20 protein-coding genes are annotated in these 16936 nt (G+C 68.7%); 4 read left to right on the top strand and 16 right to left on the bottom strand.

What is annotated here, in order from left to right; all coding sequences use genetic code 11:
- Window positions 1–122: 122 nt before the first annotated feature.
- On the top strand, window positions 123–1259 hold the full coding sequence (locus ASF52_RS01455; protein WP_056166932.1) for an S-(hydroxymethyl)glutathione dehydrogenase/class III alcohol dehydrogenase: 1137 nt from the start codon (window positions 123–125) through the stop codon (window positions 1257–1259).
- Window positions 1260–1353: 94 nt separating this feature from the next.
- Entirely contained in the window at window positions 1354–2187 is an 834-nt protein-coding gene (fghA, locus tag ASF52_RS01450) for an S-formylglutathione hydrolase (protein WP_056166405.1), read from the top strand.
- Window positions 2188–2229: 42 nt separating this feature from the next.
- Here fghA and ASF52_RS01445 read toward each other — a convergent pair whose 3' ends face one another.
- The 6 genes from ASF52_RS01445 to flhA form a co-directional block, all read right to left on the bottom strand.
- Window positions 2230–2676 carry a hypothetical protein gene (locus tag ASF52_RS01445; RefSeq protein ID WP_056166402.1) on the bottom strand — a complete coding sequence of 149 codons (447 nt, stop codon included), beginning with the start codon at window positions 2674–2676 and terminating at the stop codon, window positions 2230–2232.
- A 27-nt stretch (window positions 2677–2703) separates the two neighbouring features.
- A complete protein-coding gene (locus ASF52_RS01440; protein WP_056166399.1) occupies window positions 2704–3033 on the bottom strand; it encodes a hypothetical protein in 330 nt (109 codons plus the stop codon).
- A gap of 11 nt (window positions 3034–3044) precedes the next feature.
- Window positions 3045–3551 carry a rod-binding protein gene (locus ASF52_RS01435; RefSeq protein ID WP_082478754.1) on the bottom strand — a complete coding sequence of 169 codons (507 nt, stop codon included), beginning with the start codon at window positions 3549–3551 and terminating at the stop codon, window positions 3045–3047.
- A 115-nt stretch (window positions 3552–3666) separates the two neighbouring features.
- Window positions 3667–4068: a hypothetical protein gene (locus ASF52_RS01430; RefSeq protein ID WP_056166395.1), complete on the bottom strand. Its 402-nt coding sequence runs from the start codon at window positions 4066–4068 to the stop codon at window positions 3667–3669.
- Window positions 4069–4071: 3 nt separating this feature from the next.
- On the bottom strand, window positions 4072–4827 hold the full coding sequence (gene fliR, locus ASF52_RS01425; protein WP_056166392.1) for a flagellar biosynthesis protein FliR: 756 nt from the start codon (window positions 4825–4827) through the stop codon (window positions 4072–4074).
- Between the two features lie 11 nt (window positions 4828–4838).
- The gene (gene flhA, locus ASF52_RS01420; protein WP_056166391.1) at window positions 4839–6926 is read right to left on the bottom strand and encodes a flagellar biosynthesis protein FlhA; all 2088 of its coding nucleotides are present in this window, start codon (window positions 6924–6926) and stop codon (window positions 4839–4841) included.
- Between the two features lie 162 nt (window positions 6927–7088).
- On the opposite strand from flhA, the gene ASF52_RS01415 reads away from it, so the two are divergent.
- Both ASF52_RS01415 and ASF52_RS01410 read left to right on the top strand, forming a co-directional pair.
- A complete protein-coding gene (locus ASF52_RS01415; protein ID WP_056166388.1) occupies window positions 7089–7376 on the top strand; it encodes an MTH1187 family thiamine-binding protein in 288 nt (95 codons plus the stop codon).
- A 174-nt stretch (window positions 7377–7550) separates the two neighbouring features.
- Complete coding sequence (locus ASF52_RS01410) at window positions 7551–7850, top strand: hypothetical protein (RefSeq protein ID WP_056166384.1); 300 nt, start codon at window positions 7551–7553, stop codon at window positions 7848–7850.
- A gap of 61 nt (window positions 7851–7911) precedes the next feature.
- On the opposite strand, the gene ASF52_RS01405 is transcribed toward ASF52_RS01410, so the two are convergent.
- From ASF52_RS01405 to ASF52_RS01360, 10 genes are all read right to left on the bottom strand, one after another.
- Window positions 7912–8178 (bottom strand): flagellar biosynthetic protein FliQ, encoded by a 267-nt coding sequence (locus ASF52_RS01405; protein WP_056166382.1) that lies wholly within the window; start codon window positions 8176–8178, stop codon window positions 7912–7914.
- 97 nt (window positions 8179–8275) lie between these two features.
- Complete coding sequence (gene flgD, locus ASF52_RS01400) at window positions 8276–8695, bottom strand: flagellar hook assembly protein FlgD (RefSeq protein ID WP_056166380.1); 420 nt, start codon at window positions 8693–8695, stop codon at window positions 8276–8278.
- Window positions 8696–8723: 28 nt separating this feature from the next.
- Window positions 8724–9185: a flagellar biosynthesis repressor FlbT gene (gene flbT / locus ASF52_RS01395; RefSeq protein WP_056166377.1), complete on the bottom strand. Its 462-nt coding sequence runs from the start codon at window positions 9183–9185 to the stop codon at window positions 8724–8726.
- Window positions 9186–9193: 8 nt separating this feature from the next.
- A complete protein-coding gene (flaF, locus tag ASF52_RS01390) occupies window positions 9194–9541 on the bottom strand; it encodes a flagellar biosynthesis regulator FlaF (protein ID WP_056166375.1) in 348 nt (115 codons plus the stop codon).
- Window positions 9542–9644: 103 nt separating this feature from the next.
- A complete protein-coding gene (locus ASF52_RS01385) occupies window positions 9645–10667 on the bottom strand; it encodes a flagellar hook-associated family protein (protein WP_056166372.1) in 1023 nt (340 codons plus the stop codon).
- Window positions 10668–10672: 5 nt separating this feature from the next.
- Complete coding sequence (flgK, locus tag ASF52_RS01380) at window positions 10673–12133, bottom strand: flagellar hook-associated protein FlgK (protein ID WP_056166369.1); 1461 nt, start codon at window positions 12131–12133, stop codon at window positions 10673–10675.
- A gap of 108 nt (window positions 12134–12241) precedes the next feature.
- Entirely contained in the window at window positions 12242–13468 is a 1227-nt protein-coding gene (locus ASF52_RS01375) for a flagellar hook protein FlgE (protein ID WP_056166366.1), read from the bottom strand.
- A gap of 85 nt (window positions 13469–13553) precedes the next feature.
- A complete protein-coding gene (gene fliI / locus ASF52_RS01370) occupies window positions 13554–14909 on the bottom strand; it encodes a flagellar protein export ATPase FliI (RefSeq protein ID WP_056166364.1) in 1356 nt (451 codons plus the stop codon).
- 4 nt (window positions 14910–14913) lie between these two features.
- Complete coding sequence (flgF, locus tag ASF52_RS01365; RefSeq protein WP_056166361.1) at window positions 14914–15639, bottom strand: flagellar basal-body rod protein FlgF; 726 nt, start codon at window positions 15637–15639, stop codon at window positions 14914–14916.
- A gap of 3 nt (window positions 15640–15642) precedes the next feature.
- Window positions 15643–16857: a DUF1217 domain-containing protein gene (locus ASF52_RS01360; protein ID WP_056166358.1), complete on the bottom strand. Its 1215-nt coding sequence runs from the start codon at window positions 16855–16857 to the stop codon at window positions 15643–15645.
- Window positions 16858–16936 lie beyond the last annotated feature (79 nt).

Genomic DNA, 16936 nt, shown 5'->3' with positions numbered 1-16936 from the left:
TAACCATCATCACACGACCCAGATTTTCGGGCCGTTCGGATCGCCATCGTCAAGATGCCGCGAGCCGAAGAGTCGGCAGTTCGGCGCCGCCCGTGATCGCCAAGCACAAGAGAAGCATCCGTATGAAGACGCGCGCAGCGGTGGCGTGGGAGGCCAAGAAGCCCCTCACCATCGAGACGATCGATATCGAAGGACCCAAGGCCGGCGAGGTTCTCGTCGAACTCATGGCCACGGGCATCTGCCACACCGACGCCTACACCCTGTCGGGCCTCGATTCCGAGGGCAAATTCCCGGCGATCCTCGGCCACGAGGGCGCGGGCATCGTCCGCGAAGTCGGCGCCGGCGTCACGGACCTCAAGGTCGGCGACCACGTCATCCCGCTCTACACGCCCGAATGTCGCAGCTGTAAGTCCTGCCTGTCGCAGCGCACCAACCTCTGCACCGCGATCCGCGCGACGCAGGGCCAGGGCGTGATGCCGGACGGCACCTCGCGCTTCTCCTGCGTCTCCACCGGCGGCAGCCCGGGCGGCTCGAACTCCGTGTTCCACTACATGGGCTGCTCGACCTTCTCGAACTTCACGGTCCTCCCCGCCATCGCCCTGGCGAAGATCCGCGAAGACGCCCCCTTCGACAAGATCTGCTACATCGGCTGCGGCGTCACCACCGGCATCGGCGCGGTGATCTACACCGCCAAGGTCTGGCCCGGCGCCAACGTGGTGGTGTTCGGCCTCGGCGGCATCGGCCTCAACGTACTCCAGGCCGCCCGGATGGTCGGTGCCGACAAGATCATCGGCGTCGACATCAATCCGGACAAGCAGGAGATGGCCCGCAAGTTCGGCATGACCCACTTCATCAATCCGAAGGAGGTCGGCAACGATCACGTCGTCGCGGCGATCCTCGACGCCACGGGCGGCGGCGCCGATTTCTCGTTCGACTGCACCGGCAACGTCAACGTCATGCGCCAGGCCCTCGAATGCTGCCACCGCGGCTGGGGCGAGTCGATCGTCATCGGCGTGGCGGAGGCCGGCAAGGAGATCTCGACCCGTCCGTTCCAGCTCGTCACCGGCCGCGTCTGGAAGGGCTCGGCCTTCGGCGGCGCGCGCGGCCGCACCGATGTGCCGAAGATCGTCGACTGGTACATGGAGGGCAAGATCAACATCGACGATCTGATCACCCACACCATGCCGCTCGAAGACATCAACCACGGCTTCGACCTCATGCACGAGGGCAAGTCGATCCGGTCGGTGGTGGTTTACTAAGACGGATCTTGGCTGACACTGCCTCCCTCCCCCTTTGTGGGGAGGGAAAATCCATGCCCCCAGCAAAATCCATGCCCCCAGCAGGAGAGCACACATGGAAACCATCTCGAAGGCCCGCGCCCACGGCGGCACGCAGGGCGTCTACAAGCACGATGCGACGACCACCGGCTGTCCGATGACCTTCGCGGTGTTCGTGCCGCCCCAGGCCGAGAACGGTCCGGTGCCGGTGCTGTGGTACCTGTCGGGCCTCACCTGCACCCACGCCAACGTCATGGACAAGGGCGAGTACCGCAAGGCGGCGGCCGAGCACGGCGTGATCATCGTGGCGCCCGACACCAGCCCGCGCGGCGCCGGCATCCCCGACGAGGACGGCAACTGGCAGTTCGGCTCCGGCGCCGGGTTCTACGTTGACGCCACCCAGGCGCCCTACGCCACGAACTACCGGATGTGGAGCTACGTCACCGAGGAGCTGCCCGCCCTCATCGCCAAGGAATTCCCCGCCGACATGACCCGCCAGGGCATCTTCGGCCACTCCATGGGCGGCCACGGGGCGCTGACCATCGCGTTGACCTATCCCGACCGCTTCAAGTCCTGCTCGGCTTTCGCCCCGATCGCCCAGCCCTCCACGGCCGGATGGTCGAAGCCGGCCTTCGAGAAGTACCTCGGAACCGACACCGCCGCATGGCGCGCCCACGACGCCACGGCACTGATCGAGGACGGCCACCGCTTCCCGGAGTTCCTGGTCGATCAGGGTACGGCCGACAGCTTCCTCGACGACGGCCTTCGCCCCTGGCTGCTCGACGAGGCCTGCAAGTCGGCCGGGATCGCCCTGACCCTCAACATGCGCGAGGGCTACGATCACTCGTACTACTTCATCTCGACCTTCATGGCCGATCACATCGCCTGGGCCGCCGCCCGCCTGAAGTAGTTTTTGGTCTCTCCGGCCTCCAGGGCCGGGGAGACCTTCGCGTCACGAGCGGACTTCGCGCTTGGCGACGAAGTTGAACTCCTCGACGAGAACATCCTTCACCACGTCGGCGCCGAGTCGCGCGTTGACCGCCTTGCGGACCTCCGCGAGGCGCTGGGTGACGTTGTAACGCGACAGGCGTTTGAAATCGATCTGCGGGTCGGCGTAGATCTGCCGAAAGGTCTCGTCGACCACGAAGGCGTTGGGTGGCACCGGAAGAGTGTGCATCAACCGCGCATCGGCAGTGAAGACAAGAACCGCGACGATGTAACCCTGCACCTTGCCGTCCGCCACCATGGGAACATTGATCGGCGGCAGCTTCTGGTACTGTAGACCCTCGAGATACGGCTCCTCCTTCTTGGCGAACAGACCGCTGCCCCAGGTCACCGCCCCGTAGCAGGACAGGATGGTGACGGCGCAGATCCACAGGCCGGTCAGGACAGTCTTCATGCGCTTACGCCTGGTGCCGATAGGGGATCAACGGCGCAGGTGGCCGGAATAGGTGCCGTCGGATTCCGAATCCCGGATCGCCTGGGTGACGATCTCCGAGATCTCCTCGACGGCGCGCAGGTGCTGGCCGACGACGCCCTGGTTGCGGTTCAACGCCCGGCTCAGGCGCGCGAGCTGGTCGGCGACCTCGGGCGCGATTTGGTCCGGGTCGAGGCCCCGGGTTAGGCGGGTGAGTTCGAGGAGGCTCTGACTCTTGCGCAGGTTCACCGCTTCCTGATCGAACGGACGGTGGGTCAGGAGCGCTTCCGTCTCGGCCGCGACGACGGCTTCGAGCCGCTTCAGGGATGCGATCAGCATGGTCGGTCCTTTCACGCGCCCGTCGCTTGATCGACCGAGCCGGCCGGGCGGATCTTGTCCGGGGCGGTCTTGTCCAGCGACGTCTTCTCCAGGGGACGCGCGGCCTCCAGCATCTTGGCGATGCCGAGGCCGCCGGCCTTGGCGACCTGGGTGCCGATCTGATCGGCGAGCATCGACTTCCAGATGCCGCCGGCATTGCCCTTGCCGAACACCGACGCGGCCTTCGACGGCATCATGGTCTCGACGAATTGGCGCAGGACGAAGGCCTCGAACTGCTTGTAGGGATCGCCGATTTTGCCCGCGCCCGAGATCACGTTGTCGGTTTGGAGCGCCGTGAGGGTCGAGCGCGCGTCGAGGGGCATGTGCACGGACGTGCCGGCCATGCGGTACGCGTCGTTGAAGGCGGCCGGATCGGTGGCGCCCGGCGCAGACAGCTTGGCCGTCGCCTCCTGGTAGCGCGCCGGATCGGCGGCCCGGGCCACGTCGAGAACGATGTCGGTGGGAGTGGAGATGCTCATGGCTGCCGCGACGCTTCGAAGGGAATGGCCCGTCGGCGATAGGGGATAGGCCCCGTGGCTTTCGGGAGGCTTGCGTCGGGAAGGCTTGCGTCGGGAAGGCTTGCGTCGGGAAGGCTCACGAGGCGCCGCCACGGGCGGCCAGCAGGTCGAGCTGTTCCAGCATGTCGGCCCGTTCGCGCTCGCGGGCGCGGGTTTCGGCCAGCGCCTCGACCTGGCGCCCGACGCGCTTCTCGGCGAGGCCCCGCTCGCGCACGAGCCCGGCCCGATGGGTGACGGTGGCGTCGAGTTGCGTCGCCTCCCCGGCCAGGGCCCTGAGCCGGCGCGCGGCGGCATCGAGGAACAGGCCGTGCATGGTCTCGCCGGCAAGCGTCGTGAGCATCGCCGCGCGGTCGGCCTCGACGCGGGCGAGGTCGCGCCGAGTCGCGGCGAGGTCGCGCTCGGCGATCCCCCGCATCTGCTCCTGCACGGTGAGGAGCCGGCGCGCGCGCTCCAGGCGCTGGCGGGTGGTGACGGCCATGCCCTAACCCCGTCGCAGGTAGTCGACGTAACCCATGAGGAACTGCGTCATGAACTCGTTCGAGAGGTAGTAGAGCAGCAGCAATCCGCCGAACATGATGAACGGCGTCGCGATGAAGTAGACCGGGATCTGCGGCACAAGCTTGTTGATGAAGCCGGCGGTCAGGTTCACCGCCACGGCGTAGACGATGAACGGCGCGGTGATGCGCAACGCCAGCACGAAGGCGGTGCCGATCTGATCGACGATCCGCACCAGGGCGGCCTGGGTGCCGATGCCCTCGCCCGGCGGGATGCGAGCGTAAGAATCGACCAATCCGCGAAACAGCTCCCAATGCAGGTCTGCGGCGAACAGCAGGGCGGTGGCCGCCATCATGATCAGGGCCTCGACCGCCGGCACCGGATCGGTCCCCTCGGCCACGGAGCCCGGCATGCCGCCGAACCCCACCATGGTGGCGGCGGCATTCATCGCCGTTTCCAGCACCGTGAAGAAGATCCGTCCGAGAAAGCCGATTACGAGCCCCGTCATGGTCTCGCTGGCGATCCAGGCCAGGGTGGTGGCCGGGTCCTGTGCCGCCAGCCGGCCCTGGAACAGCGGCTGGATCAGGGGCGTCATGGCCAGCGACGCCGTGAGGGCGATGAGCAGGCGGACCTGCCCGGGCACGCGCGGGCTGGAGAAGCCCGGCACCACGAGGAGGCACCCGCCGACCCGGCAGAAGATCAGGAAGGCGGCCAGAATGCCCTCGGGTGCCCCGGCGACCACGCGCGGCGGCCTTACGAGATCGTCCCGAGGGACCGGATCTCCACCCCCCGGGCGATCTCGAGGTGCGAGAGCACGGCGAGCGTCGGGTAGAGCCGCTCGATGATCATCCGCACGTAGGGGCGGGCATCCGGCGCGGTGACGAGGGCGAAGCTGCGGGTCTCGCGCATGTGCTTGCGGATCGCCTCACCGGCTTCCGTGCCGAACTGCTCGACGAGGCGCGGATCGATGTCGAACTCGACGACCTCGCCCTTGGCGTCGCGCTTGAGGCTCTGGTGGAACGAGAGGTCCCAGGCGCTGCCGAGCCGCAGCACCGCGAGCGTCCCGTTCTCGGCGAGATCGCCGCAGATCTGCTGGGCGATGCGCATGCGCACGTGCTCGGCGATCTGTTCGGCGCGGCGGGCGTGCGGCGTGATCTCGGCGACCGCCTCGAGAATGAGGTGGAGGTTGCGGATCGAGACCCGCTCGGAGAGCAGGAGCTTCAGCACCGCCTGGAGGCCCGAATACGAGATCTGCGACGGGCAGATCTCGTCGAGGAGACGCTTGTACTCGGGGTCGAGGCGGTCGAGGAGGCCGCGCATGTCCTTGTAGGACAGGAGCTGGGGCAGATTGTTGCGGATGACCTCGGACAGGTGGGTGAGGAGCACGGACGCGCCGTCGATGGGCTCGAAGCCGCCGCGCCGTACTTCGGCCCCGTAGGAATCGAGCACCCAGCGGGCCTTCATGCCGAAGGCCGGCTCACGGACTTCGTCGCTCGGCACATCCGGGACGGGTCCGTCGCCGACGACGACGAGGAGTTGGCCTGGGCGGATCTCCTGGGTCGCCGCCACGGTGCCGTGGATGAGGATCTGGTAGGATTTCGGAGCCAGCGCAATGCTGTCCGTGAGCTTGATGTCGGGGACGACGAAGCCGTACTGGCGGGCGAACTTGCGGCGCATCTTCGCGACCCGATGCGACAGCTCGGATTGCGAGGTGGCGAACTGGGCCGAGATCTGGCGCCCGAGGCAGAGCTCGATCTCGGGGGTCTTGAGCGATTCCTTGACGGACAGGGATTCCCGGGCGGCGAGCTGCTTCTGGTCCTCGACGGCGAGTGTCCGGGCATCGACCACGGCCTTCTGCGCGGCGATCTTCTTCGGGATGGCGTAGGCGGTGAACGCCATCAGCCCCGACAGGACCATGAACGGCAGGAAGGGCAGGCCCGGCACCAGGGCGAACAGGAACATCAGGGCGGCGGCGACGGCGAGCGCGCGCGGATAGGCGCCGAGCTGGCCCATTACCGCCTGCTCAGCGGTGCCCCGGGTCCCGCCCTTCGAGACGAGGAGGCCCGCCGCCAGCGAGACGATCAGGGCCGGGATCTGCGAGACGAGCCCGTCGCCGACCGAGAGCTTGGTGAACACGTCGGCCGCCTGGCCCAGCGGCATGCCGTGGCGGGTGGTGCCGATGATGATGCCGCCGAAGACGTTGACCGCGATGGTGATGAGCGAGGCGATGGCCTCGCCGCGCACGAACTTCGACGCGCCGTCCATGGAGCCGAAGAACGCGCTCTCCTCCTCGAGTTCGCGGCGGCGCCCCTGCGCCTCCTTGTCGTCGATGAGGCCGGCGTTGAGATCGGCGTCGATGGCCATCTGCTTGCCGGGGATGGCGTCGAGGGTGAAGCGCGCCCCGACCTCGGCGATGCGGGTGGCACCCTTGGTGATGACGAGGAAGTTCACCGTGATCAGGATGAGGAACACCACGATGCCGATGACGAAGTCGCCGCTCATCACGAACTGCGAGAAGCCCTGGATGACGTGACCGGCAGCCGAGACCCCGTGCTGGCCGTTGGCCAGGATCAGTCGCGTGGTGGCGATGCCGAGCGCGAGGCGCAGCAGGGTCGCGATGAGCAGCACCGTGGGGAAGGCCGAGAATTCGAGCGGCTTCTTGATCCAGAGGGCCACCATCAGGATCAGCACCGACAGGGCGATGGAGAAGGCAAGCCCGATGTCGAGGAGGATCGCCGGCACCGGCAGGAACAGGATCGCCAGGATGGCGATGATCCCGGCGGCAAAGCCGATATCCCGCTGGGACTTGCGCTCGATGACGATCGCGTCGCTTGCCGCCATGGCGGATGCCTACCCCGTGAATGAACGGGGCCTTGTCGCGGTTCAAGCTTGCGTGGGGATGGGGGCGTGCCGCTTCATCGCCCCGGGCACGGCCGGCCGTGATAGAAGGGCGCCTCGCCCGAAGGTCGGGCGCACGGGAGACAAGCCCATGAAAGTCGTCACATGAAGGTCGTGGCGGATCTGTGCATCGTTCCCATGGGGGTCGGCCCGTCGGTCTCGCCCTACGTGCGGGAAATCAAGGCGATCATCGACGCCAGCCCGCTCACCGCCGAGATGCATGCCAACGGCACCAACATCGAGGGTGAACTGAGCGAGATCTGCGCACTCGCCGAAGCCTGCGAGGCCCGCCTTGCCGAACTCGGTGTCGACCGCGTGTTCTTCACGATGACGTTCTCGTCGCGCCGGGACAAGGTGCAGGCCATGGCCGACAAGCTGAAGGCCGTGTCGTAGGAACGCCGTGCCGCAGGAAAGCGAAGCACGCGTTCCGCCTCCTCCCGAGCGCTTTGTGCTGGGGCTTCCCCCACTCGGCGCGGCCGGATGGCTCTCCGATCAATTGAGGCCTCGCGCTTGCAGCGGGCGCTCCGTAGCACCACCTCGGCCGCAGGGTCACAATTGAGGATTGGAATGGCGCGCTTCATCGCGATCGAAAAGGCGACGGGACAGGTCTACGGCGACACGGCTCGGTTTGGTCAGGCCGGCGATGTCGATTCGCCCGTCGACGCGGTCTGTCTGTTCGACCGCCAATTCCGACGGGCTCCCCGCGGCTTCGGTCACGTCGGTCCCGCGAGCAAGTCCGCGAGCTACGACGTCTACAAGATCGAGAAGTCCGATCCGGATCGCGCCACGGCGAACGACACCGACGCCCATACCCTCGTGCATGAACATGGGTCGTGGGTGGTCGCCCTGGTGACCTACAATTCCTGACGCCGGACCGGCATTCGCCCAGCGGCCCGCGAAGACCGCCGGGGGGCACCGGCGACGCCCGTCAGAACCCCGTGACGATGCGCCCGTAGGTGGCCTCGGCGAAGGTCGAGATCTGGCCGCCGATGAACGACGAGGTGATGAGGAGCACGAGCAGGATCACCACGATCTTCGGTACGAAGGTCAGGGTGACCTCCTGGATCTGTGTGAGCGCCTGCAGTAGCGCGATGGCGATGCCGATGAGCATCGCCGCGCCGATCGCCGGGCCGGCGCCGACGATCACCGTCCAGATCGCGGCGCGCACGAGTTCGAGGGCATCGACCTCGTTCATCCGCTGACCTTTCTCGCGTGGTGATCCCTGATGGGTCGCTGCCGCGTCCCGCCCGTTGTCGGTCCTACACGGATTTCACCCGTGGGGTGAGTGGGCCTCACTGCGAGAGCGAGATGCCCTCGGCGAGCAGGACGTCCTTGCCGTTGGTGAGGCGGGCGAGCGCGCCTTCGCTCGTGATCTTCACGGACTGGACCTCGCCGGTGGTGTTGCCGTCGGCGGACGTGATGGTGCGGCCGATGATCTGGTCCGCCTGCGAGAGGAAGCTCGAGGACAGCAGGGAATCGAGCTTGGAGTTGGTCTTCGTCGCCTGCTCGACCTGCGAGAACGTGGCGAGCTCACCGACATAGGCGGTGGAATCCATCGGCTTCGTCGGATCCTGGTTCTTCAGCTGCGCCATGAGCAGGGTCAGGAACGTGTCCGCGTTCATCGAGGCAGCGACGCCGCTCGCGGATTTGGCCGCGGTGGCGGCCGTGGCCGTCTGTGTGGGGGGGGTGCTGGTGCTGCTTCCGACGGCCATGACGAGCGGGTCTCCGGGGTGAGGGCCTTCAGGCCGTGCGGGGAAGAGATGGCGCGCGGCCGGGGCCGCGCGCGGGTGGGGCGGAGAGCTCAGGCCCGGCGATGCCGGTGGCTTCGGCGAGCAGGGCCGCCTCCGCCCTGTACAGGCCGCGGATCAGCTTGAGCGCCTCGATGAGACGGTCGGCCTCGACGCAGGCGCCCGCCGCCGCGAGACCGTCGCGGATGTCCGGCTCGGTCACGGCCTCGAGGATGCCGGCCTGGAGCGTCCGGTAGAGGTCGCGTGCGCGCGCGGCGTTGGCGGGCTCCATCACCATGGTCTGGGCCGCGAAGTAGAGCTGGCGCAGGGGCGTCGTCGCCTCTTCGGGCTGGAGCACGTGGGTCTCCAGCAGGAACGTCGCATCGTTGAGAAGTTCGAGGGAGACCTTGCGGTCGACGCGCAGGACGGCGCCGTTGATGAAGACCCGCTCGCCGGCGCGCAGGGACAGGCGCATGCCGGACCTCACCGCAGGCCGTTGCGGATCGAGGCGTTGACCTCGATCAGCGCGGAGAAGCCATGGGTGGGCGTGCTGAGGACGGCATTGGACTCGCGCATGCTCCACAGGCCGAGGGACACGAGGTCGGCGCGCAGGGCCTCGGGCAGGGCGTTCTCGGGGCTGGTGAGGTCGTCGATGAGGACCGCCCAGAGTTTCTGGATGAACTCGGCCGCCGCCGTCCGGTCGGCCACGGCCGCCGCCGGATGATCGGCGATGCGCATGAGATCGAGCGCCCGGTCGAAGGCGGCGCGCTCGCGTTCGCGGCCGATCTCGGGGGCGTCTTCCAGAATCTCGGCGTAGGAAAACTGGTACATGGCAATCCGCCTCGTTGTGTCCGGGCCCGCCGCGCCGCTGTCGCGTTTCGGGGCTGTCGTGTCCCGCGCACCGGCCAGGCCGCCGCGCCGGGAAAGGGTCGCCTCAGAGGTAGGAGACCAGGCTCAGCTGACGCAGCTGGGCGGTTAGGGAGTAGGAAATCTGCATCTGGGTCGTCAGCTGGTCGATCCGCGTCTTGGTCTCGGCGGTATCGATCCCCTCCATCGCCTGCACCTGTTTGTCGAGGAGCGCCTTCTGCGCATCGAGACGGGTGTTCGCATCGGAGATCCGCGCCTGCGCGCGACCGAGATTGGCCTGGATCGACACCAGCCCCTTACTCGCCTCGCCGAGTAGGCCCGCGACCCGATCGGTCGCGACGGCCTGCACGTCGGCCGGCAGGCGCGACAGGTCGAGGCCCGACGCGACGACGTAGGCCATGGCGAGCCGGCGGATGGCGGGCGCATTGGCCGTCGCGGACGTCTCCACGGTCTCGCTGAGGGAGATGCGGCTGTCGAGGGTGGTATCCGACGCCTTCGACCAGTTGGCCTTCCAGGCGCCGTTGCCGAACAGGGTGTCGAGGGGGCCGCCCTCCGCGAGGAAGGCCTCCATCCCTGCGGCACTCATGGACGTGCCGCCCGCAAGGGTGAAGGCCGCATCGACGGCCGACTTCGCCGCCGATCCGGCTCCGTAGGCAGTCATGGGCGACGCCCCCGTGTTGGTCCCCCCGAAGACGGATTGGCCGTCGGCGGCGGTGTTCAGCACGGCGGTCAGCGCCGCGAGCTGGCTCGCGGCCATGTCCTTCACCACGGCCGCGCGGTCCGCCACCGGTACGCCGATGAGGGTCTTGAGGGTCGAATCCGCGGCCGCCTGGATCTGCTGGAGCGCCGCCTGGGTCGTGCTCAGACGCAGGGTCGCCCCGGCATTGCCGTCCTGCAGCGCCTGAAGCTCCGATTTCTGCTGGCGCAGTCCGAGGGCCAGGCCGGTCCGGCTGCCGAGTTCGAGGCCGACATCGGCGTGACGGCCCGTGGCGAGCTCCTTGGTGCCCTGTGCGATCTCCGTCTGCATTCGCTGGGCGCCGGTGCGCGGTGCGTTCCAGAGACTCAAGCTCGAGGTGGCATTCATCCGCATGGCGATTATCGCACCGCATCCATCAGGGTCTTGAGAAGGTCGTTCACCAGGGTCAGCAGCTTGGCCGAGGCGGTGTAGGACCGTTCGAGTTCGAGCGCCCTCGCCGTCTCGTCGTCGGTGTTCACCCCCACCGCGTTGGACAGGGCGTCGCTCGTGCGCGCCAGCAGGGTCAATTCGTAATCGGCCAGGGACGCGGCCGACTTGCGCTGGCCTTCGAGCCAACCGGCCGACCCCGTGGCGAAGGACAGCAGGCTGTCGCTGGTGCGCAGGCCGGTGGCGGCATCGAAGGTGCGGTCGGCGCCGAGCGCGGACACCAGGCCGCGCAGGCGGTCGGCATAAGCGGCGGCACCGGTGTTGCTGCGGTAGTCGGCCCCGTTCATCCCGCCGTCGCGGAGGGTGTCGAGGGCGCTGCCGGCCATGCGGGGATCGACGGCGGCATTGATGCGGATCTTGGCGGCGAGCCCCGTCTCGGCGACGGGCAACCGGGCCGGGACCCCCGCGGATCCGTCCGTGAACAGGCCCATCAGGGCGGCCGGTCCCGTGCCGTTCGTGCGGGGTTCGGCGAAGGCGGTGACGAGCCCGCCCGCGAGGGCGTCGAGCTGGGTCTCGTAACGCACGGCGACGTCGTCGCGCAGGGTGGCGAGGCCGACGATCCGGCCCGAGCGGGCGGGCATCGGCGAGGCGGCCCCGGTGACGGGCACGCCATCGATCATGACGGCATTGCCCGTCGAACCGGCACTGAACGCAGCGGTCGGTTCGAAGGTCACCTTGCGTGCGCCGCGCTCGAACAGGGGCACGCCGCTGTCGGTGTAGATCGCCACGTCGTTGCCCGCGCGGACGGCCGTGGTGATGCCGATTTCCTCGGAGAGCTGGGTGAGGATGCGGTCGCGGTCGTCGAGGGCATCGGTGACGTCGGCGCCGATGGCGGTGCCGCGGGTGACGGTCTGATTCGCCGCCTCGTAGGAGACGAGCAGATCGTTGATCCGCACCACGGAGGTCGCCATGGCCGTATCGGCCTGCTGGCGCACGGTCTGGACGGCCGCAGCGGCCGTGTTGAGGCTCCCGGCGAGATCGCGGGCGGCCTCGACGGCGTTGCGTGCCAACTCGACGGAATCGGGCTTGTTGGCCGCCACCTGCAGGGCGGCGTTGAGAGCACCGAGGCGGGCGGCCGGCGACGTTGTCGAATCGGTGTCGCCGATGGTCTGGCTCAGGGTCTGGAGACCATCGAGCACGGCCTGGCTGCCGGCGGCCTCGGAGGTCGCGAGCATCTTGCGGCCGAACAGGGCCGCGTCGGCGGCCCGCAGGACGTTGACGGCGCTTCCGCCCCCCGCCGTGACAACCGTCGCGATCCGGCGCGCATAGTACGGATCGTTCGCCCCGGCGGTGTTGCGCGCGGTGACGGCGATCTGCGCGGCGGAGGCCGCCAGGGAAGTGCGGGCGCTGTTGAGCGCCAGGGAGAGGCCCATCGTGGGGTTCCTGAGGGAGCGGGCGTGTCGGAGGCGATGCGGACGGAGAGGCCGGGACGTCCAGGGATCGGCGCGGGGTCGGCCGCCGCGATGGTGCCGGCCGACGCGTCAGCGCTTGAGGTTCATCAGGGTCTCGAGGAGCTCGTTGCCGGTCATGAACACCTTCGAGTTCGCCGTGTAGACGCTCTGGGATTCGATCATGGCCGTGAGTTCGGACGAGACGTCGACGTTGGACTGCTCCAGGGCGCTCGACTTGATGGAACCGAGCCCGGAAAGGCCGGCGAAGCCGATCTGGAGGTCGCCGGAGGTGCTGGTGGGCAGGTAGATGTTGCCGGCGCGCGGCTCGAGGTTGTCGGGGCTCGCGACGTTGGCCAGCGGCACCTTGAAGGCGAGGGCGCGGCTGCCGTCCTCGTAGAGGGCATAGACGGAGCCGTCCGAAGCGAAGTCCGAGCCCGTCACCGCCGAGGGCGCCTTGCCGTCTGCGGTGCCCTTGAGATCGTAGCTGCCGGCGAGCTGGGTGATCTTCGACATATCGAGGTTGATCGACGTGCCGTTGGCGGCGGCCAACCGGGAGACCGCCGCCGTGACGGCCGCCGGATCGGAGATCTGGCCGTTGGCATCGAAGCCCAGGGTCACGGTCGCGAGGGCCGTGTCGTTGCCCGGAATGTAGACCTGCGCCTGCCATTGGTTGGCCGTTGCGGTCTTGCCGAGGACGATGTCGAGCGTGACCTTGTTGCCAAGCTGATCGTAGGTCACCATGGAGGTCTTCTTGGTGTAGACCTTATCCGACAAGGGGGCGGCCAGGGGGGCCGCGTCGGCTGGTAGGTTGCCGCTGATCGTCGCCGCCTTGGTCGCCGTGGCCCTCATCCCGAGGGTGGAGACGTTGACCGGCACCATGTTGGCGGTGCTGTTGAGGGCCGGCGTCGCCTCGCCGTTCTCGCCCACCGCGTAACCCATGAGGGTGAAGCCGCCGGAATTGACGAGGTTTCCCGTCGGTCCGTCCTCGACGAAGTTGCCCGAGCGGGTCAGCGACGTGGCGTTGTTGCTGTCGCGAACCACGAAGAAGCCGTTGCCCTGGATGGCGAGATCGGTCTTCGAGGTGGTGAAGGAGACGGGGCCCTGCGCCGAGACCGAGCGGCGGATCACCGTCTCGACGGCGCCGGAATTGTAATCGCCGGTGCTGCTGGAATCGAGGATGAGGGACGAGAACTCGGTGCCGGTGCGCTTGTAGCCCGTGGTGCCGGCGTTCTGGATGTTCTCGGCCACCGTCGAGATGCGGCTCGACTGCGCGTTCATGCCGGAGACGCCGGTGCGCAGGACGCTGATGAGACTCATGGGATGACCTCGGTGAAACGGCGGGCCGTGCTGGACGGCACTAAAGGCAGGATGGCTTGCGCGGGGCTGGTCGCGTCCTTGGGCGTCAGCTCCGCAGGGATTGGGCGAGTTCGAGGAAGGCGTCCGCGCTCGGGGCCATGCCGGGCTCCTGGCGCAGGGCCTCGTAGATGCGCGGCACGAGGAGGATGGCCTGATCGAGTTCGGCGTCCTCGCCGGCGCGGTAGCCGCCCATGAGCCTGAGGTCGCGGGTCTCCTCGAACCGCGCCATCATCGCCTTGAGGCGACGCACGAGTTCGCGTTGCTCGGGCGTCCACACGGCGGTGGCGAGGCGCGAGATCGAGCCGAGGAGATCGACGGCTGGGTAGCGGCCCTGCTCGGCGATGGCCCGGTCGAGGACCACGTGACCGTCGAGGGTGCCGCGGATCGAGTCGGCGACGGGGTCGTTGTGGTCGTCGCCGTCCACCAGCACGGAGAAGATGCCGGTGATGGAGCCGGAACCATCGCGGCCGGGGCCGGCCCGTTCGAGGAGGCGCGGCAAGTCCGAGAAGACGCTCGGCGGGTAGCCCCGGGCCACCGCCGGCTCGCCCGCCGCCAGGGCGACGTCGCGGGCCGCATGGGCGTAGCGGGTCACGGAATCGACGATGAGCAGCACGGAGTCGCCGGCATCGCGAAATGCCTCGGCGATGGCCATGGCGACCTTGGGCGCCTGGCGCCGCATCATCGGGCTCTCGTCGCCGGTGGAGACGACCACCACGGCCTTGTCGAGGTTGCCTGCCATTGGGCCTTCGAGGAACTCGCGCACCTCGCGGCCGCGCTCGCCCACCAGGGCGACGACGACGCTGTCGAAGCCGGTGGCGCCGGCGAGCATCGCGAGCAGCGTGGATTTGCCGACGCCCGAGCCCGCGAAGATGCCGATGCGCTGCCCGAGGCACAGGGGGGTGAACAGATCGAGGGCCCGCACGCCGGTGCGAAGCGGCGCCTCGACCCGGCCGCGCGCCATGGCGGGCGGCGGGGCAGCGTCGATGGGCACCGCGCGCGGTCCCGGCACGAGCGTGCCACGCCCGTCGATGGGGCGCCCCAGCGCGTCGATGACCCGGCCCTTCCAGCCCGCATGGGGCCGCAGGGTCGGATCGCCGAGGCGATAGGCCGGTGTGCCGATCCCCGCCTCGATGCGGGCCTCGAACGGCTTCAGAGTGACGCCGCCGGCATCGATGCGGACCACCTCGCCGACCTGCTCGCAGCCGCCGACCCGGAAACCCATCCGGTCGCCGAGCTTGAGGAAGGGGGCGACGCCGCCGACCCGGGCGGCGGTCGCGGTGACTTCCTGGATCGGACCCGCGACCCGGACCAGGGGCAGGGCCTCGCGCCCGGAGGCGAGGGCGGCGGCAAGCCGGTCGATGACGTCCGGGCCGGCAGCGGCTTCGGTGGGTTCGCCCTGCATCACCTTAGCCCTGCGGGCTCAAGGAACGGATGGAGCCCTGGAACGAGGATTCGGTCTCGGCGGTGAGGTTGGCCGCGCTCTCGAAGGCGCGCTGGATGGTGATGAGCTTCGTCATCTCGAGGATCGGGTTGACGTTCGAACCCTCGACGAAGCCCTGGACCATGCCGGTGCGGGTGAAATCCTGGACGGGCCGGGCCGGAAGGCTCGAAGCCACGCCGTTCGATTCCGCCCGCCGCAGGGTGCCCTTGGGGTCGAGGGTGAACAGGCCGATGGAGCCGACCTGGTTCACGCCCTGCGAGACGCTGCCGTCGCGGCCGATGGTCGGCGGTCCCTGCTGGGGATCGAGGAGGATCGGGCCACCGCCCGCGTCGAGGACCGGCAGGCCGCTGACGTTGCGCAGGCGCCCCGTGGCGTCCATCGTCAGGCGGCCATCGCGGGTATAGACCGGCCCGCTCGCGCCGCCGACGCTGAGCCAGGCATCGCCCTGGATCGCCACGTCGAGGGGGGAATCGGTCTTGGTCACCGGGCCGGACTTGGTCTGGAGGTAGGTGTCGCCCGAGGAGGCGAAGGCGATCGCGCCCTTGCTCGCCTGGGCGAGGAGGGCCGAGAACTTGGTGTCCTCGGCGCGGTAGCCGGAGGTCGCGAGGTTGGCCACGTTGTTGGCCACCGCATTCATGCGCTTCTCGACGGCGATCTGGCCCGAGAGCGCGACGTAGAGGGCGTTCTGCATGGCTCAGGCGTTCCCGAACAGCGCGAGGATCGGATCGGAAGCGGTGTTGTTCTGCGCATCCCAGATCGCGGTGAAGCGCTTGATGAACTGATCGAGCTTCTGTGGGTCCCGGAAGCTCGCGAGATCGACCTTGCTCTCGATGAGTTCGGCCTGCCGGGCGAGGGCCTCGGACGAGGTTCCGCCGGCGGGCAGGCCGAGCACGGTCTTGACCACCTGAGACAGGGCCGAGTCGCCGAGGATCGCGTAGCCGCTGGTGGCGCCCCCCGCCATGCGGGCGAAGTAGAGGGCGAGGCGCACGCCGGTGTCCTCGGCGCCGGCATCGCTCTCAAGGGTCTGGCGCAGGTAGGCCTCGGTGACACTCTTGGCTTTCGCGTCCATGGGCAGATCGGTGCCGAAGCCGATGTCCAGAGGGGTCTGCCCGGCCCCCGACGGGGCGACGTTGCGGATCGCGAGCGTCCGGTTGGTGCCGCCGGCCTCGTAGAGGGTGTCGGCCGCGAGGCCGGTGCCGCCCGCGACGCCATCCGCGCCCAGGTTGGCGTAGGCCGTGGTCTCGAAGAACAGGTTCCTGCGGACACCGATGCCCGCCTGAACCTTGCCCGCGAGGTTGCCGTCCCCCGAGGCGGCGATCTGCCCGTTGATGGCGGCGGCGATCTCCTCGGCCGTGACCTGGGACAGGTTCTGGACGACGGACGCCAGGGTCTTGTTCGACAGGACGATGGTGGCCGACTTCGTCGTCGCGGCATCGACACGGGTGGAGAGCTGGAACGAGACCGCGTTGGTGCCGGAAAAGTCGAAGGTTCCGGACAGGTCGAGGGCACCGTTCAGCTGTGCGGTGCCGGCGGCGGTTGGGCCCGCTTCGGTGATCGTACCCGCGCGGCCGGTGGCGGAGGCCCCTTGTGCGAAGTCGAAGGCGCGCGCGAAGGCGACGTAGCGGTCGTCGGCGAGGCGGTTGGCGAAGCTCGCCCGCGTGTCCGTTCCCTCGGTGAGGACCTTGCGCATGAACGCCTTGGCGTAGGTCATGTCCTCGAGGCCGAACGCCTTCATGGCGTAGGAGTAGAGGCGGCGGTCGCCGAGAAAGGCGTCGATGGAGGTCACGCTGCCGATGTTGGCCTGGAAATACGCCGTCTCGCGCGCGACCTCGGGCGCTGCGGCCTTGCGGGCCAGGGAGGCCGTCAGGTCCTTGGTGATCAGGGTGTAGTTGGTGAAGGTGCTCAGCACGCGAAGGTCTCCCGGTCGGCGGCCCGGGGCGCGCGCACGAGGATAGGGGCGGCGCGGGCGATCATCGGTTGATCCGGCC

The organism is Methylobacterium sp. Leaf112 (assembly GCF_001423295.1).
Lineage (GTDB): Bacteria > Pseudomonadota > Alphaproteobacteria > Rhizobiales > Beijerinckiaceae > Methylobacterium.
This window is presented reverse-complemented; position numbering and strand designations above follow the sequence as displayed.